At 73.8% G+C, this 25,977-nt stretch carries 25 protein-coding genes; 14 read left to right on the forward strand and 11 right to left on the reverse strand.

Going from position 1 to position 25,977, the window contains the following annotated elements; translation table 11 throughout:
• Positions 1–129: 129 nt before the first annotated feature.
• The 3 genes from ABZ457_RS03505 to ABZ457_RS03515 all read right to left on the reverse strand — a co-directional run bounded on the left by ABZ457_RS03505 (position 130) and on the right by ABZ457_RS03515 (position 1,636).
• Complete coding sequence (locus tag ABZ457_RS03505) at positions 130–618, reverse strand: GNAT family N-acetyltransferase (protein WP_359153385.1); 489 nt, start codon at positions 616–618, stop codon at positions 130–132.
• Between the two features lie 341 nt (positions 619–959).
• Positions 960–1,394 carry an ATP-binding protein gene (locus ABZ457_RS03510; RefSeq protein ID WP_359153387.1) on the reverse strand — a complete coding sequence of 145 codons (435 nt, stop codon included), beginning with the start codon at positions 1,392–1,394 and terminating at the stop codon, positions 960–962.
• Positions 1,391–1,636 carry a hypothetical protein gene (locus tag ABZ457_RS03515; RefSeq protein WP_359153389.1) on the reverse strand — a complete coding sequence of 82 codons (246 nt, stop codon included), beginning with the start codon at positions 1,634–1,636 and terminating at the stop codon, positions 1,391–1,393. Before ABZ457_RS03515 ends, ABZ457_RS03510 begins: the two co-directional genes overlap by 4 nt.
• Before the next feature lie 109 nt (positions 1,637–1,745).
• Here ABZ457_RS03515 and ABZ457_RS03520 point away from each other — a divergent pair, with 109 nt between their 5' ends.
• Both ABZ457_RS03520 and ABZ457_RS03525 read left to right on the forward strand, forming a co-directional pair.
• Positions 1,746–2,510 (forward strand): GntR family transcriptional regulator, encoded by a 765-nt coding sequence (locus ABZ457_RS03520; RefSeq protein WP_359153391.1) that lies wholly within the window; start codon positions 1,746–1,748, stop codon positions 2,508–2,510.
• A gap of 251 nt (positions 2,511–2,761) precedes the next feature.
• The gene (locus ABZ457_RS03525; RefSeq protein ID WP_359153393.1) at positions 2,762–3,562 is read left to right on the forward strand and encodes an exodeoxyribonuclease III; all 801 of its coding nucleotides are present in this window, start codon (positions 2,762–2,764) and stop codon (positions 3,560–3,562) included.
• Between the two features lie 131 nt (positions 3,563–3,693).
• On the opposite strand, the gene ABZ457_RS03530 is transcribed toward ABZ457_RS03525, so the two are convergent.
• Positions 3,694–4,338: a MerR family transcriptional regulator gene (locus ABZ457_RS03530; protein ID WP_359153482.1), complete on the reverse strand. Its 645-nt coding sequence runs from the start codon at positions 4,336–4,338 to the stop codon at positions 3,694–3,696.
• Between the two features lie 202 nt (positions 4,339–4,540).
• Here ABZ457_RS03530 and ABZ457_RS03535 point away from each other — a divergent pair, with 202 nt between their 5' ends.
• The 3 genes from ABZ457_RS03535 to ABZ457_RS03545 are packed head-to-tail and all read left to right on the forward strand — an operon-like array spanning position 4,541 to position 8,015.
• On the forward strand, positions 4,541–6,112 hold the full coding sequence (locus tag ABZ457_RS03535) for an NAD(P)/FAD-dependent oxidoreductase (RefSeq protein WP_359153395.1): 1,572 nt from the start codon (positions 4,541–4,543) through the stop codon (positions 6,110–6,112).
• Positions 6,109–7,131, forward strand: a complete 1,023-nt coding sequence (locus ABZ457_RS03540; RefSeq protein ID WP_359153397.1) for an alpha/beta hydrolase — start codon at positions 6,109–6,111, stop codon at positions 7,129–7,131. Before ABZ457_RS03535 ends, ABZ457_RS03540 begins: the two co-directional genes overlap by 4 nt.
• Positions 7,128–8,015, forward strand: a complete 888-nt coding sequence (locus tag ABZ457_RS03545) for an SDR family oxidoreductase (protein WP_359153399.1) — start codon at positions 7,128–7,130, stop codon at positions 8,013–8,015. Before ABZ457_RS03540 ends, ABZ457_RS03545 begins: the two co-directional genes overlap by 4 nt.
• A gap of 145 nt (positions 8,016–8,160) precedes the next feature.
• Here ABZ457_RS03545 and ABZ457_RS03550 read toward each other — a convergent pair whose 3' ends face one another.
• Positions 8,161–11,520, reverse strand: a complete 3,360-nt coding sequence (locus ABZ457_RS03550; protein WP_359153401.1) for a S41 family peptidase — start codon at positions 11,518–11,520, stop codon at positions 8,161–8,163.
• Positions 11,521–11,699: 179 nt separating this feature from the next.
• Between ABZ457_RS03550 and ABZ457_RS03555 the strand changes: the two genes are divergently transcribed.
• Together ABZ457_RS03555 and ABZ457_RS03560 are read left to right on the forward strand one after the other, a co-directional pair.
• Positions 11,700–12,278 (forward strand): TetR/AcrR family transcriptional regulator, encoded by a 579-nt coding sequence (locus tag ABZ457_RS03555; RefSeq protein ID WP_359153403.1) that lies wholly within the window; start codon positions 11,700–11,702, stop codon positions 12,276–12,278.
• Positions 12,279–12,530: 252 nt separating this feature from the next.
• Positions 12,531–14,702, forward strand: coding sequence for an MMPL family transporter (locus tag ABZ457_RS03560; protein WP_359153405.1), 2,172 nt, complete (start codon positions 12,531–12,533; stop codon positions 14,700–14,702).
• 302 nt (positions 14,703–15,004) lie between these two features.
• On the opposite strand, the gene ABZ457_RS03565 is transcribed toward ABZ457_RS03560, so the two are convergent.
• The gene (locus ABZ457_RS03565) at positions 15,005–15,352 is read right to left on the reverse strand and encodes an SsgA family sporulation/cell division regulator (protein ID WP_359153407.1); all 348 of its coding nucleotides are present in this window, start codon (positions 15,350–15,352) and stop codon (positions 15,005–15,007) included.
• A gap of 173 nt (positions 15,353–15,525) precedes the next feature.
• On the opposite strand from ABZ457_RS03565, the gene ABZ457_RS03570 reads away from it, so the two are divergent.
• The 7 genes from ABZ457_RS03570 (at position 15,526) to ABZ457_RS03600 (ending at position 21,427) form a co-directional block, all read left to right on the forward strand.
• Positions 15,526–16,629, forward strand: a complete 1,104-nt coding sequence (locus ABZ457_RS03570; RefSeq protein WP_359153409.1) for an energy-coupling factor ABC transporter permease — start codon at positions 15,526–15,528, stop codon at positions 16,627–16,629.
• 2 nt (positions 16,630–16,631) lie between these two features.
• Positions 16,632–17,393, forward strand: a complete 762-nt coding sequence (cbiQ, locus tag ABZ457_RS03575; RefSeq protein WP_359153411.1) for a cobalt ECF transporter T component CbiQ — start codon at positions 16,632–16,634, stop codon at positions 17,391–17,393.
• On the forward strand, positions 17,381–18,199 hold the full coding sequence (locus ABZ457_RS03580) for an ABC transporter ATP-binding protein (protein WP_359153413.1): 819 nt from the start codon (positions 17,381–17,383) through the stop codon (positions 18,197–18,199). Before cbiQ ends, ABZ457_RS03580 begins: the two co-directional genes overlap by 13 nt.
• A 59-nt stretch (positions 18,200–18,258) precedes the next feature.
• Positions 18,259–18,726, forward strand: coding sequence for a MarR family transcriptional regulator (locus ABZ457_RS03585; RefSeq protein ID WP_359153415.1), 468 nt, complete (start codon positions 18,259–18,261; stop codon positions 18,724–18,726).
• Complete coding sequence (locus tag ABZ457_RS03590) at positions 18,723–19,199, forward strand: organic hydroperoxide resistance protein (protein WP_359153417.1); 477 nt, start codon at positions 18,723–18,725, stop codon at positions 19,197–19,199. The genes ABZ457_RS03585 and ABZ457_RS03590 overlap by 4 nt, the downstream gene beginning before the upstream one ends.
• A gap of 101 nt (positions 19,200–19,300) precedes the next feature.
• Complete coding sequence (locus ABZ457_RS03595) at positions 19,301–20,464, forward strand: serine hydrolase domain-containing protein (RefSeq protein ID WP_359153484.1); 1,164 nt, start codon at positions 19,301–19,303, stop codon at positions 20,462–20,464.
• A gap of 78 nt (positions 20,465–20,542) precedes the next feature.
• On the forward strand, positions 20,543–21,427 hold the full coding sequence (locus ABZ457_RS03600) for an SDR family oxidoreductase (protein ID WP_359153419.1): 885 nt from the start codon (positions 20,543–20,545) through the stop codon (positions 21,425–21,427).
• Here the strand turns inward: ABZ457_RS03600 and ABZ457_RS03605 are convergent.
• From ABZ457_RS03605 to ABZ457_RS03625, 5 genes are all read right to left on the reverse strand, one after another.
• Positions 21,360–22,373 (reverse strand): DUF817 domain-containing protein, encoded by a 1,014-nt coding sequence (locus ABZ457_RS03605; protein ID WP_359153421.1) that lies wholly within the window; start codon positions 22,371–22,373, stop codon positions 21,360–21,362. The two genes, ABZ457_RS03600 and ABZ457_RS03605, sit on opposite strands and share 68 nt — an antisense overlap.
• 291 nt (positions 22,374–22,664) lie before the next feature.
• Positions 22,665–23,168 (reverse strand): YbaK/EbsC family protein, encoded by a 504-nt coding sequence (locus ABZ457_RS03610; protein ID WP_359153423.1) that lies wholly within the window; start codon positions 23,166–23,168, stop codon positions 22,665–22,667.
• A 107-nt stretch (positions 23,169–23,275) separates the two neighbouring features.
• The gene (locus ABZ457_RS03615; RefSeq protein ID WP_359153425.1) at positions 23,276–24,916 is read right to left on the reverse strand and encodes a penicillin-binding transpeptidase domain-containing protein; all 1,641 of its coding nucleotides are present in this window, start codon (positions 24,914–24,916) and stop codon (positions 23,276–23,278) included.
• Positions 24,917–25,040: 124 nt separating this feature from the next.
• Positions 25,041–25,262, reverse strand: a complete 222-nt coding sequence (locus ABZ457_RS03620; RefSeq protein ID WP_359153427.1) for a hypothetical protein — start codon at positions 25,260–25,262, stop codon at positions 25,041–25,043.
• The gene (locus tag ABZ457_RS03625; protein ID WP_359153429.1) at positions 25,263–25,850 is read right to left on the reverse strand and encodes a UTRA domain-containing protein; all 588 of its coding nucleotides are present in this window, start codon (positions 25,848–25,850) and stop codon (positions 25,263–25,265) included.
• Between the last annotated feature and the right edge of the window lie 127 nt (positions 25,851–25,977).

Genomic DNA, 25,977 nt, shown 5'->3' on the forward strand with positions numbered 1-25,977 from the left:
GTTGTAGTCCCCCTCCGTGACCCTCCTGCGGTCCTTCGGGAGGGCTACGGACCAAGGGGCCGTCCCCACCGAGACCTACGACCGGCGGGCGGTGCCGCGGCGGGGACCGGGGCTGTGGGGCCCGGGAGGTCAGGCCGCCAGGCGCAGGGGCTTGGCCATGCAGCGGCTGCTCTCGTAGAAGCGGTAGTGGCCGAACTTGGCGCAGGGCTCGTAGCCGCTGGAGGTGTAGAGGGCGATGGCCTCGGGCTGCATGTCGCCCGTCTCCAGGACCATCCGGACGCGGCCGGCGGCGCGGGCGTCGTCCTCCAGGGCGGCCAGGATGCGGCGGGCGAGGCCCAGGCCGCGGGCCTCGGGGACCACGTACATGCGCTTCAGCTCGGCGTCACCGTTCGAGTACCCCATGTCGTTGGCGTCCTGGGTGCGCCAGCCGCCGGTGGCCAGGGGGCGGTCGCCGTTGTACGCGAGGAGGTAGAGGCCGCGCGGCGGGACGAACATGGACGCGTCAAGGGGGGTCGCGTCGCCCTCGTCGTCGCCGTAGCGCTCGATGTACTCGAGCTGCACCTGATCATTGAGCTTCACCGCGTCGGGGTGGTCGAAGGCCGTGGCTCTGAGCTGCATGTTGAAAAGCGTACGGCTGCCCGGAAGGCGCCCGCTCCCGGCCCCGGGGTCGGTAGGCTGCCCCAATGCTCACCGTGACTTCGGGCACCGTGTGCAAAACATCTCGCACCTGACCTCATGTGACGCGGTGGCTGGACGGCTACGCTACGAACACGACAGCGGCCGCACGAGGCCGGGCATCACTCGGCCTCGCGGCATGTGCCGTAGCAGGTACGCCTCGAACGCCTGCCGTCGAGACCCGGCGGCCAGTGACTCCAGCCCGACGGCGAGCACCACCTCGACCTGCGCCCGGGACGAGAACTCGGCGCCCGGCAACGTCCCTGCTCCCTTGTGTGTGGTTGTCACCATGTCACCTCGGCCCATACGACTTTGCCGAAAGGGGCATCGTCGACGCCCCATCGCGTCAGCTCGTCGAGGATGCGCAGCCCTCGGCCGCGCGTCCGGTCCTCTGACTCGGGCCGGTGCTGCGGGCGCCGGCGGGACGTGTCCCGGACCTCGATCCGCACGCGGCCCGGCTCCGCCGCGACCGCCACCTGCACCGAGTCGCCCGGCTCTCCGCCGTAGCGGACGGCGTTCGTCACCAGCTCGGACACGACCAGGACGACGTCTGCCAGCGGATCACGGGGAACGTCCGGGACGTGCGACGTCACGAACTGCCGTGCGTGCCGGCGGGCGTAGCCCACGGATTCGGGGTGCCGGTCGAGCAGAAGCAGGGGCGGAACCGTGTCCGCCGGACAGTCGGGTACGAGTAAGGGCAGGACAAGGTGGTGGGTCACGGGGCTGCCTTCCGATCGATCTCGGCCCATACGCTGTCGTCGCTGGCGGTGCGGATGTGCCCGTACCGGTCGGCCAACGCAAGGGTGTCGAGGACTGTGGAGCGGGTGACGTCGGACATGTCGGAGGGGAGAGCGCATTCGATGCGATGCCCGCGGGGGACCTTTGAGATCGTCGGCTCGCTGCCGGTCGCCGTGGCGAGAGCGCCCGCGAGGGCGGCGACACCCGGAGGCGTATCAGGCATGGATCTCCCCTGGTGATGAGCAGATCACGTTTCGTGATGCTGAGTATTCAGCTTCAACCTGATGGGTTAGCTTTGTCAATGTCAACGTTCGAAAGCTGGAGCTGCGTATATGCCACGCGAAACGCCTTACTTGCAGGTCGCGGATGCACTGCGCGACCGCATCAAGGCCGGCGAGTGGGCCATCGGCGACAAGCTCCCCAGCCGAGCACGTATCGCCGATGAGTACCGCGTCGGCCAGAGCGTCGCCCAACGCGCGATGGAGCGCCTGATCATCGAGGGCCTCCTCGAAGGCCGTGCGGGATCCGGCACGTACGTGCGGCGGCCGCGCGAGCGGCTGCGGATGGTCCGCTCCCGCCACCGCGAGCGACGCGGCGGCTCGCCCTTCCGCGCCGACATGCGCGAGCAGGGCAAGGCGGGGACGTGGGAGTCCCGCAGCACGGCTCGGGTGCCGGCCCCCGAGCCCATCGCCGAGCGACTCGCCATCGCCCCTGGCGACCCGTGCGTCCACACCTGCTACGAATTCCTGGCGGACGGTCAGCCGGTCCAACTCTCCGAATCGTGGGAGCCCATGACGATCACGGACGGCACCCCGGTCGTGCTCCCCGAAATGGGTCCGCTCGCCGGGGCCGGGGTGGTCGAGCGCATGCGGTCCATCGGTGTCCTGATCGAGACGGCCGTCGAGATCCCGCGCCCTGCCCGCGCAACGCAGCACATCGCCAACCTGCTCGGCATCTCCGTGGGCGACCTGATCACCGAGGTTGAGCGCACCTACTACGACCGCAGCGGACGGCCTGTCGAGACGGCGGACATCACGGTGGCGGACGTGCGATGGGAGATCGCCTACGAGTTCGGGATCGAGCAGCCGGACGCCTGAGGGAACACGACAGCGCCCCGGCCGAGGCGGGGCGCTGTCAGCTTCGAGCCGATTGCGGCAGACCTTCTGTCCACCTGGGACGCCATCGGCGATCAGCACAAGGGCAGCCTCTTGAAGCAGCTGCTGCGCCGGGTCGCGCTCGTGCGTACCCCGACCGGGACGCGAGTCGAGTGCCGGCCGGTGTGGGAACCTGGCCCGTGGGCCGACGGTTCCTGACCCGATGATGAACAGCCACTCAGCAGGAGCATGTTTTGTACACCGTGACTTCCGTGAATGTGAACGGTCTGCGGGCCGCCGCCAAGAAGGGCTTCGTGGAGTGGCTGGCCGGCACCTCCGCCGATGTCGTCTGCCTCCAGGAGGTGCGCGCCGAGAAGGACCAGCTCCCCGCCGAGGTGCACAGCCCCGAGGGCTGGTCCACGGTCTTCGCGCCGTCCTCGGCCAAGGGCCGGGCGGGTGTGGCGCTCTTCACACGGCGGGAGCCGGACGCGGTCAGGACCGGCTTCGGGTCGGCCGAGTTCGACGGCAGCGGCCGGTATGTGGAGGCGGACCTGCCGGGTGTCACGGTCGCCAGCCTCTATCTGCCGTCCGGTGAGGCGGAGACCGAGAAGCAGGACGAGAAGGTCCGCTTCATGGACGAGTTCCTGCCGTATCTGAAGGGGCTGCGGGAGCGCGCGGCGGCGGACGGCCGCGAGGTCGTGGTCTGCGGCGACTGGAACATCGCCCACCAGGAGGCGGACCTCAAGAACTGGCGGGCCAACCGCAAGAGCGCGGGCTTCCTGCCGGAGGAGCGCGCCTGGCTGTCGCGGGTCTACGACGAGGCCGGGTACGTGGACGTGGTCCGTGCCCTCCACCCGGAGCAGGAGGGGCCGTACTCGTGGTGGTCCTACCGCGGGCGGGCCTTCGACAACGACACGGGCTGGCGCATCGACCTCCAGGTCGCGACGCCGGGGCTCGCGGAGCGCGCGGTGAAGGCGTGGGTGGAGCGGGCGGCGACGCACGCGGAGCGCTGGAGCGACCACGCGCCGGTGAGCGCGACCTACCGCCTCGGCTGACCCGGGGCTGCCGCCCCGGCCCGCCCGACGGCGGACCCGTCAGGCGCCCCCCGGGCCCGTCCGGGCTCAGGCTCGCGCCCCGTCAGGCGCACCCCCGCCCCGCCGGGCCCGTCAGGCGCGCCCGGACCCGGTCAGTCCCGCCCGGCCCCGCCGGGCGGCGGCACCGCCAGGCGGCGGTCCATCGCCATGGACAGCTCCGCGTCGACCACGCTCTTCGCCAGCGGACGGAGTCGTTCCACGTCCGCCGCCCCGTCCGCGTGCTTCAGCATCACCTCGACGAAGAGGTCGGCCAGCGCCTCGGCGTGCTCGCGGATGCGCCCGCCCGCCTCCATGACCGCCGAGAGCGGGACGCCCTCGCGCACCAGCGCGGCCGAGACGTCCAGCAGACGGCGGCTGACGTGCACGATCTCGTCGCCGTCGACGGTGAGATAGCCCAGCTCCAGGGCCTTCGCCAGGTTCTCCGGGGTGACCTCGCCCTCGAAGTGGTCGGCCAGCTCCTCCGGGGTGAGCCGGACCGGGGTCTCCTCGGTCGGCTCGACGAGTCCGAGGGCCTCGCCCACGTCCCGTCCGCTGTCGAAGGCGTCGGCCAGGTCCGCGATGCCGTTGAGGGTGTGCCCGCGCTCCAGCAGGGCCGCGATGGTGCGCAGCCGGGCCAGGTGGTGGTCGTCGTACCAGGCGATCCGGCCCTCGCGGCGGGGCGGCGGTATCAGCCCCCGCTCGCGGTAGAAGCGCAGGGTGCGCACCGTGATGCCGGCCGCCTCGGCCAATTCCTCCATGCGGTACTCACGCGCTCCAGTCACACCGGAAGCCTATGTTGTACCGCCGGTAACTTGTCGGGTCCTACCCCTACCGCTCGGTATGCCGCTGCTCTACCCTCCCAACCATGCCAGTGATTGGTGGCAGCGTTTCTCGTGGGGGCGTGGCCCTTCACGGAACGGCGACACGGGACGTTCGGCGGTTTCAGCGGGAGGCACAGGCATGACCGAGCAGCAGGAGCAGCAGCACGAGCACGTACGCGTGGCGGTGATCGGATCCGGCTTCGGCGGCCTCGGCGCCGCCGTCCGGCTGCGCCGCGAGGGGATCACCGACTTCGTGGTGCTGGAGCGGGCGGACTCCGTCGGCGGCACCTGGCGTGACAACAGTTACCCGGGTTGCGCCTGCGACGTGCCGTCCCACCTCTACTCCTTCTCCTTCGCGCCCAACCCCGAGTGGCCGCGGACCTTCTCCGGCCAGGAGCACATCCGGGCGTACCTGGAGCACGTCACGGACACCTTCCGGCTCCGCTCCCACCTGCGGCTCAACCACGAGGTGCTGCGGATGGAGTGGGACGCGGACACCGCCCGCTGGGAGATCGAGACCTCGCGGGGGCGCTTCACCGCGCAGGTCGTCGTCTCCGCGACCGGGCCGCTCTCCGATCCCAAGACGCCGGACATCCCCGGTCTGGACACCTTCCCCGGGAAGGTCTTCCACTCGGCCCGCTGGGACCACGACTACGACCTGACCGGCAAGCGCGTCGCCATGATCGGCACGGGCGCCTCGGCGATCCAGATCGTGCCCGCGATCCAGCCGAAGGTCGCGAACCTGACGCTCTTCCAGCGGACCCCGCCGTGGGTCATGCCCCGGGTCGACCGGAAGGTCTCCGGGGCCGAGCGCTGGCTGCACCGCCGGCTCCCGTTCACGGGCGCGGCCCGGCGCGGGCTGCTCTGGGGCATCCGGGAACTCCAGGTCCAGGCGTTCACCAAGCGGCCGAACGAACTCGGCCTGGTGGAGCGGCTCGCCAAGGCGAACATGGCCAAGTCCATCAAGGACCCGGCGCTGCGGGCCAAGCTGACGCCCGACTACCGCATCGGCTGCAAGCGCATCCTGCTCTCCAGTACCTACTACCCGGCGATCGCCCAGCCCAATGTGGACGTGGTCGCCTCCGGGCTGAGCGAGGTGCGCGGCTCGACCGTGGTCGCGGCGGACGGGACGGAGACCGAGGTCGACGCGATCGTCTTCGGCACCGGCTTCCATGTCACCGACATGCCGATCGCGGACCGGGTGGTGGGCGTCGACGGGATCACGCTGGCGGAGGCGTGGAAGGGCGGCATGGAGTCGCTGCGCGGCGCGACCGCGGCCGGCTTCCCCAACTGGATGACCATCATCGGCCCCAACACGGGCCTCGGGAACTCCTCCATGATCCTGATGATCGAGTCCCAGCTGAACTACATGGCCGACTACCTGCGCCAGTTGACCGTCCTCGGCGAGAACAGCGTGCTCTCCGCCCGGGCGTCGGCCGTGCACGCGTGGAACCGGCGGGTGCAGGAGCGCATGAAGCGCACGGTCTGGAACACCGGTGGCTGCACCAGCTGGTACCTGGACGCGAGCGGGCGCAACACCACGATCTGGCCGGGGACGACGACCGAGTTCCGCAACGCCACCCGGCGGGTGGACCTGTCCGAGTACGAGGTCGTGCGCCGGCCCCGCCCCGCCGCCGTCCCGGCCGCGGTCCCCGGGACCACGGTCGCGACGGGCAAGGCCGGCCGGGCGGACAAGGAGGCCGTGGCATGAGCAGGCTGCTGAAGCGGGCGGGGGCGCCGCCCGTCCCCGCGCACGAGCTGACCGCCGTCTCCGCCGACGGCTCGCACCTCCACGTCGAGGTGCACGGCCCCGAGGGCGCCCCGACCGTGGTCCTCGCGCACGGCTGGACCTGCTCCACCCACTTCTGGGCGGCGCAGATCCGGGACCTCGCGGTCGACCACCGGGTGGTCGCCTACGACCAGCGCGGCCACGGCCGCACCCCGGCGGCCGAGGTCGGCACCGAACGGCTCGCGGACGACCTGGAGGCGGTGCTCCGGACCGTCCTCGCACCGGGCGAACGGGCCGTGGTCGCGGGCCACTCCATGGGCGGAATGACGATCATGGCCGCTGCGGCCCGCCCCGCGTTCCGCGAACACGCCGCCGCCGTGCTGCTGTGCAGCACCGGCAGCGCCCGGCTGGCCGACGAGTCGCTGGTGGTGCCGCTGCGGCCGGGCCCCCTGCGCAGCCGGCTCACCCATCTGGTCCTCGGTGCCAGGGCGCCGCTGGGTCCGGTCACACCGATCTCCCGTGCCGTCCTCAAGTACGCCACGATGGGGCCCGGTTCGGCGCCGGAGCGGGTCGACGCCTGTGCCCGCATCGTGCACGCCTGCCCGCGCCGGGCCCGGGTGGCCTGGTCGCAGGTGCTCGGCGAACTCGACCTGGACGAGGGCGTGCGCAAGCTCGACCTGCCCGTGATCGTCCTGGCCGGGACGGTCGACCGGCTGACCCCGCTGGTGCACGCCAAGCGGCTCGCCCTCGACCTCCCGCAGTGCCGGGAACTCGTCGAGCTGGCGGGCATGGGGCACATGACCCCGGTCGAGGCGCCGGAGGCGGTCACCGCGAAGATCCGCGAACTCGTGGGCGTGGCAGGGCTGTCGGCGGCCGGCGACACGGACTCCGGCACGGACCCCGCCGGGGCGGCGGCTCCGGTACCGGGGCAACGGGTGTCCGGCGGCGCGCCGGGGACGACGAGGGCCGGCGGGGCGCCGGCCGAGGAGGAGGCAGCATGAGCAGGCAGAGCCTCGACGGGCAGGTCGCGGTCGTCACGGGCGCCGCGCGCGGCGTCGGCGAACTCCTGGCCCGCAAGCTCTCGGCGCGCGGCGCCAAGGTGGCGCTGGTCGGCCTGGAGCCGGACGAGCTGAAGAAGGTCGCGTCCCGGCTGCACAGCGACTGCGACCACTGGCACGCGGACGTCACCGACCACGAGGCCATGGCGCGGGTCGCGCGGGAGGTGAAGGAGCGCTTCGGCAAGGTGGACATCGTGGTCGCCAACGCGGGCGTGGCGGCCGGGGGCCCGTTCCTCGACTCCGACCCGGTGGCGTGGCGGCGGGTGATCGAGGTCAATCTGATCGGCAGCGCGGTGACCGGACGGGCGTTCCTGCCGGTCCTGCTGGAGAGCCGCGGCTACTTCCTCCAGATAGCCTCCCTCGCCGCGATCACGCCCGCGCCGATGATGTCCGCGTACTGCGCCTCCAAGTCGGGCGTGGAGGCGTTCGCGCACAGCCTGCGCGCCGAGGTCGGCTACCGGGGCGTGAAGGTCGGCGTCGGCTACCTGTCCTGGACGGACACGGACATGGTGCGCGGCGCGGACCAGGACGACGTGATGCGCGAGCTGCGGCAGCGGCTGCCGTGGCCGTCGAACCGGACGTACCCGCTCGGCCCGGCCGTGGACCGGATCGTCGCCGGCATCGAGCGGCGCTCGGCGCATGTGTACGCCCAGTGGTGGCTGCGCGGGATGCAGTCGGTGCGCGGCTATCTGCCGGGGATCATCGCGACGGTGGGGCAGCGGGAGATGCGCCGCTTCGAGCCGCGGCTGGCCACCGTCTCGACCGGGCTGGTGGGGGCGGGCGGCGCCGCCGACGAGGCGGAGCGTCCGGCGGACGCGCCCGCCTGACGGTCCGGACGGGGGCGGGTCCCCGCGCACCGGGGGAGGGCCCGGGCCGTGCGCCCGGTCCCGCGCATCGGCCCCCGCGCCCCCGGCCCGGGCCCGCGCATCGGCACCCGCGTCCCCTGGACCGGGTCTCGCGCACCGGCCCCCGTCAGTCGCGCGGGGGCAGTTTCGGGCGGCGGAGGTCCGGGACCGCCGAGTGGTCCGGGGGCTCCGCCGCGGGGCTGGACCGCAGCAGGTCCAGCGCCAGCCGGATCGCGTCGTCCATGTCCGTGTGCCGCCCCTCCGCCCAGTCCAGCGGGGTGCGCAGCGCGTCCAGGTCCGGTTCCACGCCGTGGTTCTCCACGGACCAGCCGTACGCGTCGAACCAGGCCGCGTTCATCGGCACCGTGATCACCGTGCCGTCGATCAGCCGGTGGCGGCCCGTCATGCCGACCACCCCGCCCCAGGTCCGGGTGCCCACCACCGGTCCGAGGCCCAGGAGTTTGAACGCCGCCGTGATCATGTCGCCGTCGGAGGAGGTCGCCTCGTCGGCGATGGCCACCACCGGGCCGCGCGGCGCGTTGGAGGCGTAACTGACCGGCTGGGCGTCCCGGGTGAGGTCCCAGCCGAGGATCTTCCGGGTCAGCTTCTCGATCACCAGCTCGCTGATGTGGCCGCCCGCGTTGCCGCGTACGTCCACGATCAGGGCCGGGCGGGAGACCTCCAGGCGCAGATCGCGGTTGAACTGCGCCCAGCCCGAGCCGCCCATGTCGGGGATGTGCAGATAGCCGCACTTGCCGCCGCTCAGCTCCCGGACCACGTCCCGCCGCTTGGCCACCCAGTCCTGGTAGCGCAGTGGGCGTTCGTCGATCAGGGGCACCACGGCCACCCGGCGCGGCCGCGCGCCGGAGCCCCCGGCGTCGCCCTCGCCCGCGGCCGCGCCCCCGCCCGCCTCCGCCGGGAGGAAGGTCAGCTCCACCGTGGTGCCGCCCGCCGCCGCGAGCATCGGGTACGGCCCGGCGACCGGGTCCACCGGGCGGCCGTCGACATGGGTGAGCACCGCGCCCTCGCGGATGCCCGTGCCGGCCAGCGGGGAGCGCGCCTTGGAGTCGGAGGACTCGCCGGGCAGGATGCGCTTCACCACCCACGTCCCGTCCCGGCAGACCAGGTTGGCGCCGAGCAGGCCCATCGCCCGCTGGTAGTGGGCCGGCCCCTCGTTGCGCCGCCCGGCGGTGACATAGGCGTGGGAGGTGCCCAGTTCGCCCATGACCTCCCGCAGCAGATCGGCGAACTCGTCGGGGGAGGCGACCCGTTCGACCAGCGGACGGTACTGGGCGAGCACCCCGTCCCAGTCGATCCCGCACATGTCCGGGTCCCAGAAGTAGGCGCGGATGATGCGGCCCGCCTCGTCGAAGGCCCCGCGCCACTCGGCGGGCGGGTCCACCTCGTGCAGGATGCGGCGCATGTCCAGATAGACGGTGGAGTCGCTGTCGCCGGACTCGGTGGCGGGCACCGCGCGCAGCTCGCCCTCGTCCACCACGACCAGCCGGCTGCCGTCGCCGCTGACCGCGAACCAGTCCAGATGGTCGACGAGTTCGGACTTGCGCGCCTTGGCCAGGTCGAAGTGCTCCAGTGTCGGACGCCCGGAGGTGTCCGCCGGGTTGGCGAAGGTCTCGCCCAGCGCGCCCGAGATCGGCCAGCGCAGCCACACCAGCCCGCCGCCGCTCACCGGGTGCAGCGCCGAGTACTTGGACGCGGCGACCGGGAACGGCACCACCCGGCTCTCCAGCCCCTCGGTCTCCACCATCACCGTCCCGTCCCCGGCCTCCCCGCCGCCGAGCGGATCGAGACCGCCCGCCGCCGGACGCCCCTCCGGGGTGAGCGCGAACGGGGACGGGGTCGCCGAGGACAGCGGCACCAGGTACGGGCGGCAGCCGAGCGGGAAGGAGAGGTCGCCGGTGTGCACGTCGTACACCGGGTCGAAGCCGCGCCAGGAGAGGAAGGCGAGATAGCGGCCGTCGCTGGTGAAGACCGGGTTCTCGTCCTCGAAGCGGCCGTTGGTGACGTCCACGATCGTACGGTCCGCGATCCGGGCCATCTTGATCTGGCGCAGGGAGCGGCCGATGCCCGGGTGGGACCAGGTCAGCCAGCCGCCGTCGGGGGAGAACGCCAGGTCGCGGACCGGGCCGTTGACCGAGCGGATCAGCTCGGTCACCTCGCCGGTGCCCTCCTCGTCCGCGTCGACCAGGAGGAGCCGCCCGTCGTGCGCGGCCACCGCGATCCGCTCCCCGTCCGGGTCCGGGACCAGCTCCAGGACCCGGCCCAGTGCGCCCTGGGCGAGGCGGCGGGCGGGCCGGTCGCCGGTGGCCCGGGGCAGGGAGGCGATCTCGATCGCGTCCTCGCCGCCCGCGTCGGTGACATAGGCGACCTGGCCGCCGCTGCCCAGCATCTCGGGCAGCCGGACCCGGACGCCGGGGGTGTCCGCGATGGTGCGGGCGGGGCCGTCGCGGTGGGTGAGCCAGTACAGGCTGCCGCGCACCCCGACGGCGCTGGCCCGGCCGGTCTCGTCGACCGAGAGCGCGTCCACGTTCCCGGCCGCCGGGACCTGGTACGGGCGGCGCCCGGCGCGCTGCCCGCCGAGGCGGACCTCCAGCTTCCGGGGCTCGGAGTCGGGGGTGAGCGCGTCGACGATCCACAGGTCGCCGGCGCACTGGTAGACGACCCGGCGGCCGTCGCTGGAGGCGTGGCGGGCGTAGAAGGCGTCGTGGTCGGTGTGGCGGCGCAGGTCGGTGCCGTCGGGGAGGCAGGAGTAGAGGTTGCCGACGCCCTGGTGGTCCGAGAGGAAGGCGATCCGGCCGCCCTCCTCGGGCGCCCAGCGGTCCGCGCCCGGCCCCCGGACGAACATCGGGGAGTCGAGGTGCCCGTCCAGATCGGGCAGCAGCCGTTCGCCGTGCAGCCAGAGCCGGCCCATCGCACCGCCGCGGTAGCGCTTCCAGGCGGCCGGCTCGTGCGGCGGCTTGCCGGTCAGCAGCAGGGTGCGCCGCTCGCAGCCGGCGCCGCCGGCCTGGGAGGGGCCCTCGGCCACGTCCGTCACGGCGATGTCCGCGACCGGGCCCCAGGGCAGCCGCCCGCCGGGGGCGCCGTCCACGGGGAGGCTGTAGGCCCAGGAGAAGTACGAGAAGGGCTGGCCGTGCGAGGAGACCGCGAGGATCTGGCCGTCGGGCGTCCAGCCGCAGACCCGGGTGTCGGTGGAGCCCCAGTAGCTGAGCCGGGTCGCCGGTCCGCCGTCCACCGGCACCAGGTGGACCTCGGGGTCGAGGCTGCGCCAGTTCGTGTAGGCGATGCCGGTGCCGTCGGGGGAGAAGCGGGGATGGCCCACCCGGGTGCGGTCCACCGTCAACCGCCAGGCGCGGCCGGGCCGCTGCCCTTCCGGGACCAGGGGGGCGACCCACAGATCGTCCTCGGCGGCGAAGCACAGCAGGTCCTCGTGCAGATGCGGGAAGCGGAGATACGCGGCGTCGTCACTCACCCCCCAATGCTTTCCGGGTGCCCGGGGCGCGGCAACTCGCGGCGTGTCCCGCCGCCGGGCCCCGGGCGTGACCCAGTCCACAAGCGAAACGGTTTCGTTTCGCGGGAGGGATGGGCTACCGTCGTGTACGAAACGGTTTCGTTCAGTTGGCGTCCGCGCCCGGGACGTGAGGAGGCGGCATGACGACACCACGCAGCCGGCTCACCCCCGAACGCGAGGCGGAGCTGTACGACGCCGTGCTCGACCTGCTGCGCGAGGTCGGCTACGACGCCCTCACCATGGACGCCGTCGCCGCCCGGACGCGGGCCAGCAAGGCCACCCTCTACCGCCAGTGGGGGAGCAAGGCCGAACTGGTCGTCAAGGCCATGCGGCACAGCAAGCCCGTCCATGCGGCCGACATCGACACCGGGTCCCTGCGCGGGGACTTCGAGGCGATGATCGAGCGCACGGACGACTGCCAGATGGAGAAGGACTCCGCCCTGATGCGGGGCCTCTTCCAGGCCGTCCACACGTCACCCGACCTCCACCAGGCGCTGCGCGAGCTGCTGGTCGAGCCCGAGATGACCGGGCTGGAAGCGGTGCTGCGCAGAGCGGTCGAGCGGGGCGAGGTCCGCCCGGACCACCCGGCTCTGCCCTATGTCGTCCATATGCTCATCGGCGCGTTCGTCACCCGCGAACTCATCGAGGACCGGATCCCCGACCGCGCCTTCCTGAGCGAGTACCTGGACGCCGTCGTCCTGCCCGTCCTGCACACCTGATCCACCCCTGATCCACCGAACCTCCGGAGTCTCCCCGCTCCGGCCCCGGAGCACCCCGCTCCGGACAGCACCCGGAGTGCCCGTCCCCGCCTCCGGTGCCGCGGAGCTCCCCGTCTCCGCACCGTCCCCGGATCCCGCAAGTCCGCTTCCCCGAAGCACCAGGCACCACGCACCCGCAGCACCTGACGCGCCGCTCTCGTCGTCGGGCCGGCTCCCCCTGCCCTGTTCACCTCACACACGGGAGTAGCCCTCGTGGCCTCGTTCCTCTACAAACTCGGCCGGCTGGCGTTCCGGCGCCGCCGACTCGTCGCCCTGCTGTGGGTGGCCCTGCTGGCGATCGCCGGCACCGGCGCGGCCATGGCGCCCGCCGCCACCTCCTCGTCCTTCTCGATCCCCGGCACCGAGGCGCAGCGCGCCTTCGACCTGCTGGAGGAACGGTTCCCCGGCGGCAGCGCCGACGGAGCCACCGCCCGGGTCGTCTTCAAGGCCCCCGAGGGGCAGAAGATGACCGACGCCGGCCCGAAGGCCGAGGTCACCGACGCGGTCGCCGCGCTGAAGTCCGGCTCCGACCAGATCGCCCAGGTCACCGACCCCTACGCGGTCAAGGCCGTCTCGCAGGACGGCTCGACCGCGTACGTCTCCGTCACCTACAAGGTCAACTCCATGGAGCTGACCGACAAGACCCGTGACGCGCTGACGAAGACCGGTGAGGGGGCCCGGGCGGACGGGCTGACGGTCGAGATCGGCGGCGACGCGCTCCAGGCCATGCCCCACACCGGCGCGGGCGAGATCATCGGCGTCATCGTCGCCGGGATCGTCCTGGTGATCACCTTCGGCTCGCTGGTCGCCGCCGGGCTGCCGCTGCTGACCGCCATCATCGGCGTCGGCATAGGCATCTCCACGATCACCGCGCTGGCGAACGTGCTGGACCTCGGCACCACCACCTCGACCCTCGCGATGATGATCGGCCTCGCGGTCGGCATCGACTACGCGCTGTTCATCGTCTCCCGCTACCGCGCCGAACTGGCCGAGGGCCGGGAGAAGGAGGAGGCAGCCGGGCGGGCCGTCGGCACCGCCGGATCGGCCGTGGTCTTCGCCGGTCTGACCGTGGTCATCGCCCTGGTGGGCCTCGCGGTGGTCAACATCCCGATGCTCACCAAGATGGGCTTCGCCGCCGCCGGCACCGTGGTCATCGCCGTCCTGATCGCCCTCAGCCTGATCCCGGCGCTGCTCGGCTTCGCCGGGGACAAGGTCGTCGGCCGCAAGGTCCGCAAGGGCAAGCAGGTCTCCGACAAGCCCAACGCCGGTACCCGCTGGGCCCGGTTCGTGCTCCGCCGCCCGGTCGCCGTGCTGCTCGTCGGCGTGGTCGGCCTCGGCGCGATCGCGGTGCCGGCCGCCTCGCTGGAGGTCGGCCTGCCCGACGACGGCTCCCAGCCGGTCAGCACCACCCAGCGCAAGGCGTACGACCTGCTGTCCGACGGCTTCGGCCCCGGCTTCAACGGCCCGCTGTTGGTCGTCGTCGACGGCGACAAGGCCGAGGCCGACCGCACGGTGGAGACCGTCAAGGACATGGAGGGTGTCGCCGCGGTCACCCCGCCGACCCCGAACAAGGCCGGCGACACCTCGATGATCACCGTGGTCCCGAAGGACCGCCCGTCCTCGGTGGAGACCGAGGACCTGGTCCACGAGATCCGGGACAAGAGCGGCGACAACGTCTACGTCACCGGCGCGACCGCGATGAACACCGACTTCTCGCAGAAGATGAACGACGCCCTGCTGCCCTACCTGGCGCTCGTGGTGGGCCTGGCGTTCCTGCTGCTGATGGTCGTGTTCCGCTCGGTGCTGGTGCCGCTGAAGGCCGCCCTCGGCTTCCTGCTCTCGGTGGTCGCCGCGCTCGGCGCGGTCGTGGCGGTCTTCCAGTGGGGCTGGCTCGGCTCGGTGTTCGGCGTCGAGCAGACCGGTCCGATCATGTCGATGATGCCGATCTTCATGATCGGTGTGGTCTTCGGTCTCGCCATGGACTACGAGGTCTTCCTGGTGACGCGGATGCGCGAGGCGTACGTCCACGGCCAGCGGCCCGGCGAGGCGATCGTCACCGGCTTCCGCCACGGGGCCCGGGTGGTCGCGGCCGCGGCGGTCATCATGATCGCGGTGTTCGCGGGCTTCATCGGCTCCAGCGAGCAGATGATCAAGATGATCGGCTTCGGTCTCGCGATCGCGGTGGTCTTCGACGCCTTCGTGGTCCGGATGGCGATCGTGCCGGCGGTGCTGGCGCTGCTCGGCCGCAAGGCGTGGTGGCTGCCGCGCTGGCTGGACCGGGTCCTGCCGGACCTGGACGTGGAGGGCGACAAGCTCCACAAGGCGGAGCCCGGCGACGCCGGCTCCGACGAGCCCGACGAGGACCGGGAACTGGTCCGCGTCTGACCCCACCCGGGTACGGGCCGGTCCGTCCGGCCCGCACCCCTGGACTCCGGGAGTCCCCGGCGGACCGGCAGGCCGTGGGGGGCCGGCTCCGGGCGGACCACGCGGTCCGTCCCGGGCCGGAGGAGCGAGCTCCCGGGCGACGCGGCGGCACCGTGGGGACGGGGGCCGCCGCGTACGGAGAAGGCCGTTTCCGTGCAGACCGTGAGGTCCGTGCGGAAACGGCCGCCGTCGTGTTCGGGGGCCTCGACCGGGCCCCGGGGGCGCTCAGCGCGAGGGGGTGGTGCGCGGCGCGGGCGGGGCGCTCAGCGCGAGGGGGCGGTGGCCGTCACCGCGTAGGTGTGGCGGAGGAAGCGCTTCAGGGTCTTCGCGTCGAACTGGACCACGGCGACGCCGTCGCTCGTGTGGAACTCGACGACCGTCTGCACCCGGCCGCACGGCCAGACCTCCACCTCCCCGCGCCGGACCGGGGCCTTCAGCCCGGTCTCCAGCAGCTCGCGGGGGAAGGTCCACTCCCGGCCGCTCGGGAACGCGAAGCAGACGGACTGCGGGTCCGCGACCGGGTCGTAGCGGAGGGAGACCCGGACGGCGCGGTGCTGGGGAGCGTCGGTGACGATCCGACCTCGGGCGTGCTCTGTGACGGCGGGGGACATCGACCGGCTCCTCACACTCGTCTGCTTTGTCCTCTAATGTCCCATATTTTGTGCGGAGTGCTCGACCCTCTGCTGAGGGGCATGTTCATTTGTGACCTCTGCGCTCTTGCGAGTCCTTCGCAACAGGTCTCTATCATTGGACGGTTGTACTTCTGTCCGGAGCGGAGGCGCACATGCATGTCCCCGACGGATTCATCGACGCACCGGTCTCGGTGGCGGCCGGCGTGGTCGCCGCCGGCGCCGTCGCCGTGAGCCTCCGCGGCGCCCGCCGCGAGCTGGGCGGGGAGCGGGCCGGGCCGATCGGCGGCGAACGCACCGCACCCCTCGCCGGCCTGGTCGCCGCCTTCGTCTTCGCGGTGCAGATGCTCAACTTCCCGGTCGCCGCCGGCACCAGCGGACACCTCCTCGGCGGTGCCCTCGCGGCGATCCTGGTCGGCCCGTACACCGGGGTCCTCTGCGTCTCCGTCGTGCTGCTGATGCAGGGCGTCCTCTTCGCCGACGGCGGGCTCACCGCCCTCGGCGTGAACATCGTGCTCATGGGCATCGTCACCGTGCTCGTCGCCTGGGGCGTCTTCCGCGGCCTGACCGCCCTGCTGCCGCGCACCCGGCGCTCCGTGGTCGTCGCCTCCTTCGTCGCGGCCCTGCTCTCCGTGCCCGCCTCGGCGGCGGCCTTCGTGCTGCTCTACGCGCTCGGCGGGGTCACCGAGGTCCCGCTCGGCTCGGTGCTCGCCGCCATGGTCGGGGTGCACGTCCTCATCGGGATCGGGGAGGCGCTGATCACCGCGCTGACCGTGAGCGCCGTCCTCGCCGTCCGGCCCGACCTGGTCTACGGCGCCCGAGGACTGGCCGCCCCGCTGAAGCTGCGCGTCGGCGGGGAACTGGTCGACGCCCCGGCCGCCGAGCCCGCCCCGGCGCCCGCCCGCTCGCCCCGCAGGGTCTGGATCGGCGGCCTCGTCGCCTCCCTGGTCCTGGCCGGCTTCGTCTCCTTCTACGCCTCCGCCAACCCGGACGGCCTGGAGCGGGTCGCCTCCGACAAGGGCTTCGACAAGTCCGTCGAGGAGCACCACACCGCCGACTCGCCCCTCGCCGACTACGGGGTCGCGGACATCACCAACGCGCGCCTCTCCGGCGGCCTCGCCGGGGTGATCGGCGTCGGCGCGACCGTCGTCGTCGGCACCGGCGTCTTCTATGCGGTGCGCCGCCGCCGGACCGGCTCCGGGGACGGCGCCGGAAGCACGGGCGGCGGCGACCGGGACACCGCCGGAAGCTCCGCCTGACCATGGGAGCCGGGCACGCGCACGCCCTCCATGTGCCACGGGACTCGCCCGTGCACCGGCTCCCCGCGCACTGCAAGCTCGTCGCCGTCCTGTGCTTCGTGCTGATCGTCGTCTCCACCCCGCGCGAGGCGGTCTGGGCCTTCGGCCTGTACGCGGCGCTGCTCGCGGGGGTGGCCGTGCTCGCCCGCGTCCCGCCCGGCCATCTGCTGAAGCGGATGCTGGTGGAGGTGCCCTTCGTCGCCTTCGCCCTGCTGATGCCGTTCGTGGTGCCCGGGGAGCGGACCGAGGTGCTGGGCGTGGCGCTGAGTGTGCCCGGGCTGTGGGGCGCGTGGAACATCCTGGCCAAGGGCACCCTCGGCGTCGCCGCCTCCGTGCTGCTGGCCTCCACCACCGAACTGCGTTCCGTGGTCGCCGGCCTCCAGCGGCTGCGGCTGCCGTCCCTGCTGGTCCAGATCGTCTCGTTCATGATTCGCTACGGGGACGTGATCGCCGGCGAGCTGCGCCGGATGTCCGTCGCCCGCCGCTCGCGCGGCTTCGAGGCGCGGGGCGTCCGGCACTGGGGCGTGCTCGCCAAGTCGGCCGGGGCGCTGTTCATCCGCAGCTACGAGCGCGGTGAGCGGGTGCACCTCGCGATGGTCAGCCGCGGCTACACCGGCGCGATGCCACTGCTCGACGAGGCGGGGGCGAGCCGGGCCCAGTGGACGCACGCGGCCGTGCTGCCCGCCCTCGCCCTGGTGGTCTGTCTGCTGGGATGGACCCTGTGACCCACGAACCGACGCATGAGCCCGCGCCGCCGCCCCGGGACCCCGCCGCCCCGCCCTCGCTGGAGGTGCGGGGCCTCGCCTACGCCTATCCCGACGGGCACCAGGCCCTGTTCGGGGTCGACCTCACCGTGGCGCGGGGCGAGCGGGTCGCCCTCCTCGGCCCGAACGGCGCGGGCAAGACCACCCTCGTCCTCCACCTCAACGGCATCCTGAGCGGCGGGGTCGGCACGGTCGCCGTCGCCGGGCTGCCCGTCGAGCGCCGCCACCTCGCCGAGATCCGCCGCCGGGTCGGCATCGTCTTCCAGGACCCGGACGACCAGCTCTTCATGCCCACCGTCCGCGAGGACGTCGCCTTCGGGCCGGCGGCGGGCGGGCTGCGCGGGGCGGAGCTGGAGAAGCGGGTCATGTCCGCGCTGGACCGGGTCGGCATGGCGGAGTTCGCCGACCGGCCCCCGCACCACCTCTCCTTCGGGCAGCGCCGCCGGGTGGCGGTGGCGACGGTGCTGGTGATGGAACCGGAGATCCTGGTCCTGGACGAGCCCTCGTCCAACCTGGACCCGGCCTCCCGGCGCGAACTGGCCGACATCCTGCGGGCCTTGGACGTCACCGTGCTGATGGTCACCCACGACCTCCCGTACGCCCTGGAGCTGTGCCCCCGCGCGGTCGTCCTCAGCGAGGGCGTGATCGCGGCGGACGGCCCGACCGGTGAACTCCTCTGCGACGCCGAGCTGATGCGGGCGCACCGGCTGGAGCTGCCGTTCGGCTTCGACCCCCGGTCCGTGCCGACCCCGGCGACCGGTCCCTGAGCACGGGCGGTCGGTCGGCCCCGAGAACGGGCGGTCGGCCGGTCCGTGAGAATGGGCGGGTGACTGACGACCGGACGACGGCGGGGGAGCCTGTCTCCCTGCTCCTCGACGACCAGCTCTGCTTCGCCCTGTACGCGGCCCAGCGCGCGGTGACCGCCGCCTACCGGCCGCTCCTCGCCGAACTGGGCCTCACCTACCCCCAGTACCTGGCGATGCTCGTCCTCTGGGAACGCGGCGAGGTGCCCGTCAAGGAACTCACCGCCGCGCTCCGCCTGGACTACGGGACGGTCTCGCCGCTGCTCAAGCGGCTGGAGTCGGCCGGGCTGGTGCGGCGGGAACGCTCGGTGGCCGACGAGCGCTCGGTGCGGCTGGTCCTCACCGAGGAGGGCGCGGCGCTGCGCGGGCGGGCGGAGTGCGTCCCGGCCGGGCTGATGCGCAGCACCGGGCTCGGGGGCGAGGAGATCGCCCGGCTGCGCACCGAACTTCGGCGGCTGGCGGAGGCCGCGACGGCGGAGGGAGGCGCGTGAGCGAGCGGACCGACAGCGAGCAGATCGACACCGACCCGGACATCCTCGGCACCCGGCCCACCACCATCGTCTATGTGGCGGAGGCGACCGCGCACGGCGGGCGGGAGGGGTATGTCACCAGCCACGACGGGCAGATCGACCTGCGGGTCGCGATGCCGGTCGCCCTCGGCGGGGACGGCGACGGCACCAACCCCGAGCAGCTCTTCGCCGCCGGGTACAGCGCCTGCTTCCACAACGCCCTGGTCCTCGTGGGCCGCCGCGCCGGACTCGACCTCAGTGGGTCCACCGTCGCCGCCAAGGTCGGCATCGGCCCCAACGACGCGCGCGGCTACGGGCTGGCCGTCGCGCTCAGCGTCTCCCTGCCGCTCGTCGACCAGGACCTCGCCACCCGCCTGGTCTCGGCGGCTCACCAGGTCTGCCCGTACTCCAACGCGGTCCGGGACAACATCGACGTCTCCATCGTGCTGAGCTGACGTCCGGGGGCGGGGGCCCGGGTGCGCCCGCCCCGGAAGCGGAGGTTCCCCGGGGGCGTTGCACCATGGGGGAGAGCGACGGCAGCGAAGGAGCAGACGTGGTGGACGTCCGGGGTACGGCGGCCGGAGGATACGGGGCGGTCGCCGACGCCTTTGTGCGCAACTTCGAGCAGCGCGGCGAACGCGGCGCGGCCGTCGCCGTCTACCGGCACGGCCGCAAGGTCGTCGACCTGTGGGCCGGCACCCGGGACGTGGACGGCGCCGAGCCCTGGGCCGTGGACACCGCGCAGATCGTCCGCTCCGCCACCAAGGGCGTCGCCGCCGCCGTCGTCCTCCTGCTCCACCAGCGCGGCCAGATCGACCTGGACGCGCCCGTCGGCACCTACTGGCCCGAGTTCAAGGCGGCCGGGAAGGAACGCCTCCTCGTCCGCCACCTCCTCTCGCACCGGGCCGGGCTGCCCGTCCTGGACCGGCCGCTCACCCCGGCCGAGGCCCTGGACGGGGTCTCCGGGCCGGCGGCCCTCGCCGCGCAGGCGCCGGTCTGGGAGCCCGGCGCCGAGCACGGCTACCACGCGCACACCTACGGCTGGCTGCTGGGCGAACTGGTCCGCCGGGTCACCGGGCGGACCATCGGCCGCTGGGTCGCCGAGGAGATAGCCCGGCCGCTGGGGCTCGACTTCTGGATGGGCCTGCCCGCCGAGGAGGCCCACCGCGTCGGCCGGATCGGCCCCGTCGCCGAGCCCGCGCCCGCCGCCGGGGGCGGACTGCGGCTGCGCCCCAAGCGCTCGGTCGCGGCGGCCTACGAGGACGCGGACTCGCTCACCCGGCGGGCCTTCTCCGCGATCCAGCCGCTGCCGGACGAGAACGACCCCGCGTACCGGGCCGCGGGCCTGCCCGCCTCCGGCGGGGTCTCCACCGCCCGCGCCCTGGCCCGCTTCTACGCGGCCACGATCGGCGAGGTCGACGGCGGCGCGCGGCTCTTCGCGCCCGCCACGCTGACCCTGGCCCGCACCGAGGAGTCCGCGGGGCCGGACCGGGTCCTCGTCGTCGCCACCCGCTTCGGCCTGGGCTTCATGCTGCACGGGCCCGCCGCCCCGCTGCTCGGCCCCGGCTCCTTCGGGCACCCGGGCCGCGGCGGCTCCCTCGGCTTCGCCGACCCGGAGTCGGGCATCGCGCTCGGCTATGTCACCAACGGGATGCGCAAGGGAGTCACCGCCGACCCCCGTGCGCAGGCGCTGATCCGCGCGGTACGTTCCACGCTGTGACCCCGGGTCGCCGGCCGGCCGGTGGGAGGGGCGCGCGGGGCGCGCGGCGGGCGACGGCACGAGGACAGGGGTGCGGGCGTGAGGCGTTTCGAGGGGTACGGGGCGATCGTCACGGGCGGGGCTCGCGGCATCGGCGCGGCCACCGTCCGACGGCTCGCGGCGGAGGGCGCGCGGGTGCTGGTCGCCGACATCGACGCGGACGCGGCGAAGGAGACGGCCGAGGCGGTCGACGGCGCCGAGGCGTACCGCGTGGACGTGGCGGACCGGGCCTCGGTCGAGGCGGCCGTCGCGTACGCGGCCGGGACCTTCGGCTCGCTGGACGTCCTCGTCAACAACGCGCTCTCCGCGCTGGACCACCAGGGCCCGTTCGAGGACCTGCCCGACGAGGGCTGGGCCCGGGACATCGACATCTGCCTCAGCGGCGCGATGCGCTGCGCGCGGGCCGCCCTGCCGTACCTGGCCGGGGGCGGCTCGCCGGAGCGGGGCACGTCGGGGCGGGGTGCGCCGGGGCGGGGCGCGTCCGGTGGGCCGGGTTCGTCGGGGCGGGGCGCGGCCGGGCGGGGCGCGATCGTGAACATCGGGTCCGTCAACGCCGAGCAGTCCTTCGGCGGCCACGCCTACAGCGCCGCCAAGGCCGGGCTCGCCTCACTGACCCGGACGCTGGCGGGCGAGGCGGCCCCGCGCGGGGTGCGCGTCAACCAGGTCAACCCCGGGACCGTGCGCACCCGCGCCTGGGAGGGGCGGGCGGACGTCCTCGACGCGCTGGCCGAGGTCTACCCGCTGGGCCGGGTCGGGGAGCCCGAGGACATCGCGGCGGCCGTCGCCTTCCTCGCCTCCCGGGACGCGGCCTGGATCACCGGCACCACCCTGCGGGTCGACGGCGGGCTGCTGGCGGTCAACACGGGCTTCCACCGGGCGGCGGAGCGAGCGTCCGCCCCGGACCGGGACCGGGACCTGCCGTGACCGGGCCGGGCGCCCGGCCCGGCCCCCGTGCCACCAGCACGAAGGTGACCGAGATCAGCAGCGCCCACGCGCCGAACTTGGCCACCGACACCGGCTCCCAGCCGTCCAGTTGGTGCGGGTAGCTCCAGGCGCCCGCCCAGGTCGCCGCGTTCTCGGCGACCCAGAGGAAGAAACCGATCAGCACGAAGGAGAGCGCCAGCGGCATCCGGTGGTCCTCCCCGCCGACCCGGAACCGCACCCAGGTGCCCGCGGTCGCCGCCAGCAGCAGGGCGGCGAGCACCCAGCGGGCGTCGGGCAGCCAGTGGTGGCTGAAGAAGTTGACGTAGACCGCCGCCGCGAGGACCGCCATCAGGCGCGGGCGGTAGCCGGTCAGCCGCAGGTCGAAGAGCCGCCAGGCACGGCAGACGTAACTGCCCACGGCCGCGTAGAGGAAGCCGCCGTAGAGCGGGACCCCGCCGACCTTGGTCCATGCCTCCTCGGGGTAGCTCCAGGAGCCCATCCGCACCTTGACCAGCTCGAAGAGCAGCCCGATGGCGTGGCAGGCGGCGATCACGGCGATGTCCCGGGTGCTGTCCCAGCCCAGGCGCCAGGCGAGGACGGTCAGGCCGATGCCGTAGAGGAGGAGCAGGTCGTAGCGGGGGACGGGCAGCGCGGGGAGCATCCCCGACACCGCGATACCGCCGACGAGCGCGACGGCGAAGGCGCAGCAGCGGGCCTCCAGCACCGTGAAGCGGAGCAACTGCCCGGTCCAGCGCGCGAGGGCGGCGCGGGCGCGCGTGCGCTTCGCGCCGGGGGCGTTGGGGGTGCGCCGCGTGCCGGGGGTGCGTCCGGGCGTGGGGGTGCGTTCCGCCCCGGCGGCGGCGCGCGGGGCGGTGCCGGGGGCCGCCGCCTCCCGCTCCCCGGGCGTGGTGGCGTCCGTGCCGTCGGTCTTCTGCGTGCTGCCCATGCGGGGAGGGACGCCGTGCGCGCCGGACCGGTTCACGGGGCGCCGGCGCCGGGCCGAACCGGACGCCGTCGCCGGGGCGGGCCGGGTCCCCCGGTGCCCGGTGCGGGTGCCGGCGCAGCACGGCGGGCCCGTACCCGCGAGGCCGCCCGCCCCGGCCCCGGGCCCGACGCGCCCCCGCCCCGCCCGCGATCAGGGTGAACGCGACGAGCTGGTCCCGGATGCGGTGCGCGAGCGCGTTCCACCCGGCGTGCGTGACCGCGGCGGCCAGGACGGCGGCGGCGACCAGCGGGGTCACGCGGTGGGCTCGCGGACGTCCACCACCGTCCCGCCCGCGTGGGCGATCAGGGACGCCGGGTCGAGAGGGAACACGGTGTGCGGGGTCCCGGCCGCCGCCCACACCACGGGGTGCTCCAGCAGCCCCCGGTCGGCGAGCACCCGGGTGCGGACGCGGTGGCCGAAGGGCGGGACGCCGCCGATCGCGTACCCGGTCGTCTCCCGCACCAGGTCCGCGTCGGCCCGGCGGACCTCCCCGGCGCCCAGCTCCGCGCGCACCCGCTCCACGTCGACCCGGGACGCGCCGTCCACCAGGACCAGGACCGGTTCGCCGTCCGCCGCGAAGACCAGGGACTTCACGATCTCGGCGACCTCGCAGCCGATGGCGTCGGCGGCCTGCCGCGCGGTCCGGGTCGCGTCCGGAAAGCGCCGCACGGCCACGTCGAGACCCAGCTCGCGCAGGGCCGCGGCGAAGCGCGGGTGGGCGTCGGCGGTGGCGGCGGGGGAGTCGGGGGTGGTCATGGGCTGCACGCTAGTGGTAGGTGTACGGGCCACGCGAACCCGTTTCGCGGGCCGGGACGAGCGGGGCCCCGGGCCCGGGCCGGGACGGGCCGGGGCCCCGGCCGGGCTCACCGCGCCCGGAGGACCGTCGCCACCGCGTCGCCCGCCGCGTCGCCGCCGCGTCCGCCCGCGGTCACCACGGCCGCCGCCGCGAGGTCGCCCGCGTACCCGGTGAACCAGGCGTTGGAGTCGCCCTGGCCGTCCACCTCCGCCGAGCCGGTCTTCGCGCCCTTCACCCCGCCGACGGAGGCCATCGCCCGGGCGCCCGTCCCGTTGCCGGTCGCGGACGCCTGCATCAGCTGCCGCAGGGTGCCCGCCGTCCCGGCCGGCAGCGGCTGCGCCGTGGCCAGTTCGCGGTCGTCGAGGGACTGCGGCACGATCACCGGCTGGCGGAAGCCGCCGTTCTTCACGGTGGCCGCGATGGACGCCATGTTGAGCGCGTTCATCTGGATGCGGCCCTGGCCGATGTAGGACGCGGCGGTCTCGGAGCCGGTGGAGGCCGGTACGGAGCCGTCCCGCGTCACCACGCCGGAGCGCCACTCCAGCCCGATGCCGAAGTACTTCCGCGCCGTCTCGCCCAGCGCGGTGCCGGAGGCCGCATCGAGCGGCTTCACCGGCTTGATGAAGGTGGTGTTGCAGGAGCGCGCGAAGGCGGTGCGCAGCGTCGCGTTCGGGACCTCGAACTTGTCGAGGTTCTGGAACTCGCGCTCCCAGGTGACGGTCGGCGGGCAGTCGACGGGCGAGTCCGCGCCCTTGACCAGCCCCCGGTCCAGCATCATCGCCGCCGTCACGATCTTCATCGTGGAGCCGGGCGCCTGGCCGCCCTGGAGCGCGGTGTTGAAGCCGCCGGCCGGGTTGTTGGCGACGGCCCGGATGCGTCCGGTGCTGGGCTCCACGGCGACGACGGACGCCCTGGCGTACCGCTTCACCGCCTGCTCGGCGGCGGCCTGCACCCCGGCGTCCAGGTAGGTCTGGAGCCGGCCCGGTTTGCCCTTGGTGAGCGTGAGCAGGGGCTCGTCCGGCCGGCTGCCGTCGGCGGCGGTGACCACCAGCTCGACGCCGGCGGTGCCGCCGGCCTGGGCACCGTACTTCTCCCGCAGCTCGTCCAGGACCCCGCCGAGGGAGGGGAACTTCTCCTTCGTCAGCTCGACGCCGTCCTGGTCGACGGCCTTGATCGGCGGCGCGGCCGACTCGGAGGTCCGCAGTGACGTTCCCTCGCTGAGCTCCGGGTGCACCACGGACGGCTTCCAGTCCACCAGCGCCCGGCCGGTGGTGAGCCCGCGGACGACGGTCAGCGAGGAGGAGTACGTGAGGGGCTTGCGCACGCCCTCGTAGGCGACGGTCGCCTTCACCGTGAACGGCACCTCCGCGCCGGTCGCCTGCCCGGGCGTGATCACCGCCTCGGTGATGTGGGCCTCCGCCGCGTACCCGGTGAGCAGCGGCTCGGCGGCGACGGCGTTGTTGGTGAGCTGCGCGGCCTTCGGCCCGTCCCCGGCGGCCCACGCGGCGAGGAAGTCCTTGGCGGTCGCCTCGACCTCCCCGGCGTCCGGCGGCCCGGTCTTCTTCGGCGCGGGGGCGGACCGCGTGGACGCCTGCCCGTCCCCGCCGCCGGTCATCCCCTCGTAGAGGTTCCACCCCGCGTACCCGACACCCGTCGCCACCACGGCGAACACACCGCCCACGACGGCGACCTTCGCTCCACTGCGCATGACTGTGCAGCCCCCTCCCCGGAGTGCGTGCGCCGCGCCGCCGTGACCGTTTCCCCTGTGAACACGTTCAAGAAAGCGCGTACGGCCGCACCCTACGGGACACCCGTGACGCCCGGGGCCCCCGTTATCCGACCGGGACGCGGCCGACGTCGTTCCGGCCACGGCTGTCCGGTTCGCGTACATGCACTTCCGCCCGTACGGCCTTCCCCGGCCCGCACCGCTCGCCGACCGCCCAGCGCTGCGCGAGCGCGGCGACGAGCTGCAGACCCCGCCCGCCCTCGGAGTCCGGCTCCGGGACGCGGAGTTCGGGCCGGCTGGTCCACGGTCTCGACTGAATCCCTGGCATCTACGCGTCGGTGAGCTGGTACTCCAGGACGAACACGGCGGGGTCCAGCACCATCCGCGTCCACTCCACCGCGCGGCCCTCGTCCGTGAACGCGGTACGGCAGATCTCCAGTACGGGAGCGGACGGGCCCGGTCGCAGACGCGTGGCCTCGGTCCGGCTCGGCGGGCGGACGCGCAGTTCCTCCGTGAACCGGACTGGTCTCAGGCCCAGTTCGGCCAGGCGGGCGCAGACGCCACCGGGGCCCGTGTCGGGGCGGGCGATGGCCGAGTCCCGGACGAGGGCGGCGGGGAGGTAGGAGGTCGCGAGCTGGACCGGCTCGCCCTCGACGACGTAGAGGCGGTCGCGGACGACGACCGGTTCCCCCACGGCGAGACCGAGGGCCTGCGCCACGGGTGCGGACGCGGGGGCTTCGTGCACGTCGAGATCGGCGACGGTCAGCGGACGGTCGCCCAGGTCCGCGGTCCACATCGAGCGGCCCGCCGACCGGTTCGCCGCGGAGAGGCGCCGGTTGGCGAGCCGCCGGATCGGGCGCAGCGCACCCTTCACGGGCGGAGGGCCGGCGTCGGGCCCGGTGGAGTCGTCGCGCATGGCGCACCTCGCTTCCCCAGGTGGGTGGACGGACGGTGGTCACCCTGTCACAGGAACGGCCCCGCGTTCTGTCGGCTCTCGGCGGAACCATGAGGTGTCCATGGCGCGTCCCCGGTGTCGCGCACCG

The sequence above is a fragment of the Streptomyces sp. NPDC005805 genome, from assembly GCF_040630445.1.
GTDB lineage: Bacteria > Actinomycetota > Actinomycetes > Streptomycetales > Streptomycetaceae > Streptomyces.

Coding starts and splice junctions, on each gene's coding strand:
- ABZ457_RS03570 (WP_359153409.1), top strand. CDS start 15,526: ATGCATGTCCCCGACGGATTCATCGACGCACCGGTCTCGGTGGCGGCC.
- ABZ457_RS03610 (WP_359153423.1), bottom strand. CDS start 23,168: ATGACCACCCCCGACTCCCCCGCCGCCACCGCCGACGCCCACCCGCGC.
- ABZ457_RS03520 (WP_359153391.1), top strand. CDS start 1,746: ATGCCACGCGAAACGCCTTACTTGCAGGTCGCGGATGCACTGCGCGAC.
- ABZ457_RS03625 (WP_359153429.1), bottom strand. CDS start 25,850: ATGCGCGACGACTCCACCGGGCCCGACGCCGGCCCTCCGCCCGTGAAG.
- cbiQ (WP_359153411.1), top strand. CDS start 16,632: ATGGGAGCCGGGCACGCGCACGCCCTCCATGTGCCACGGGACTCGCCC.
- ABZ457_RS03505 (WP_359153385.1), bottom strand. CDS start 618: ATGCAGCTCAGAGCCACGGCCTTCGACCACCCCGACGCGGTGAAGCTC.
- ABZ457_RS03605 (WP_359153421.1), bottom strand. CDS start 22,373: ATGGGCAGCACGCAGAAGACCGACGGCACGGACGCCACCACGCCCGGG.
- ABZ457_RS03580 (WP_359153413.1), top strand. CDS start 17,381: ATGGACCCTGTGACCCACGAACCGACGCATGAGCCCGCGCCGCCGCCC.
- ABZ457_RS03535 (WP_359153395.1), top strand. CDS start 4,541: ATGACCGAGCAGCAGGAGCAGCAGCACGAGCACGTACGCGTGGCGGTG.
- ABZ457_RS03565 (WP_359153407.1), bottom strand. CDS start 15,352: ATGTCCCCCGCCGTCACAGAGCACGCCCGAGGTCGGATCGTCACCGAC.
- ABZ457_RS03545 (WP_359153399.1), top strand. CDS start 7,128: ATGAGCAGGCAGAGCCTCGACGGGCAGGTCGCGGTCGTCACGGGCGCC.
- ABZ457_RS03515 (WP_359153389.1), bottom strand. CDS start 1,636: ATGCCTGATACGCCTCCGGGTGTCGCCGCCCTCGCGGGCGCTCTCGCC.
- ABZ457_RS03555 (WP_359153403.1), top strand. CDS start 11,700: ATGACGACACCACGCAGCCGGCTCACCCCCGAACGCGAGGCGGAGCTG.
- ABZ457_RS03530 (WP_359153482.1), bottom strand. CDS start 4,338: ATGGAGGAATTGGCCGAGGCGGCCGGCATCACGGTGCGCACCCTGCGC.
- ABZ457_RS03615 (WP_359153425.1), bottom strand. CDS start 24,916: ATGCGCAGTGGAGCGAAGGTCGCCGTCGTGGGCGGTGTGTTCGCCGTG.
- ABZ457_RS03540 (WP_359153397.1), top strand. CDS start 6,109: ATGAGCAGGCTGCTGAAGCGGGCGGGGGCGCCGCCCGTCCCCGCGCAC.
- ABZ457_RS03620 (WP_359153427.1), bottom strand. CDS start 25,262: ATGCCAGGGATTCAGTCGAGACCGTGGACCAGCCGGCCCGAACTCCGC.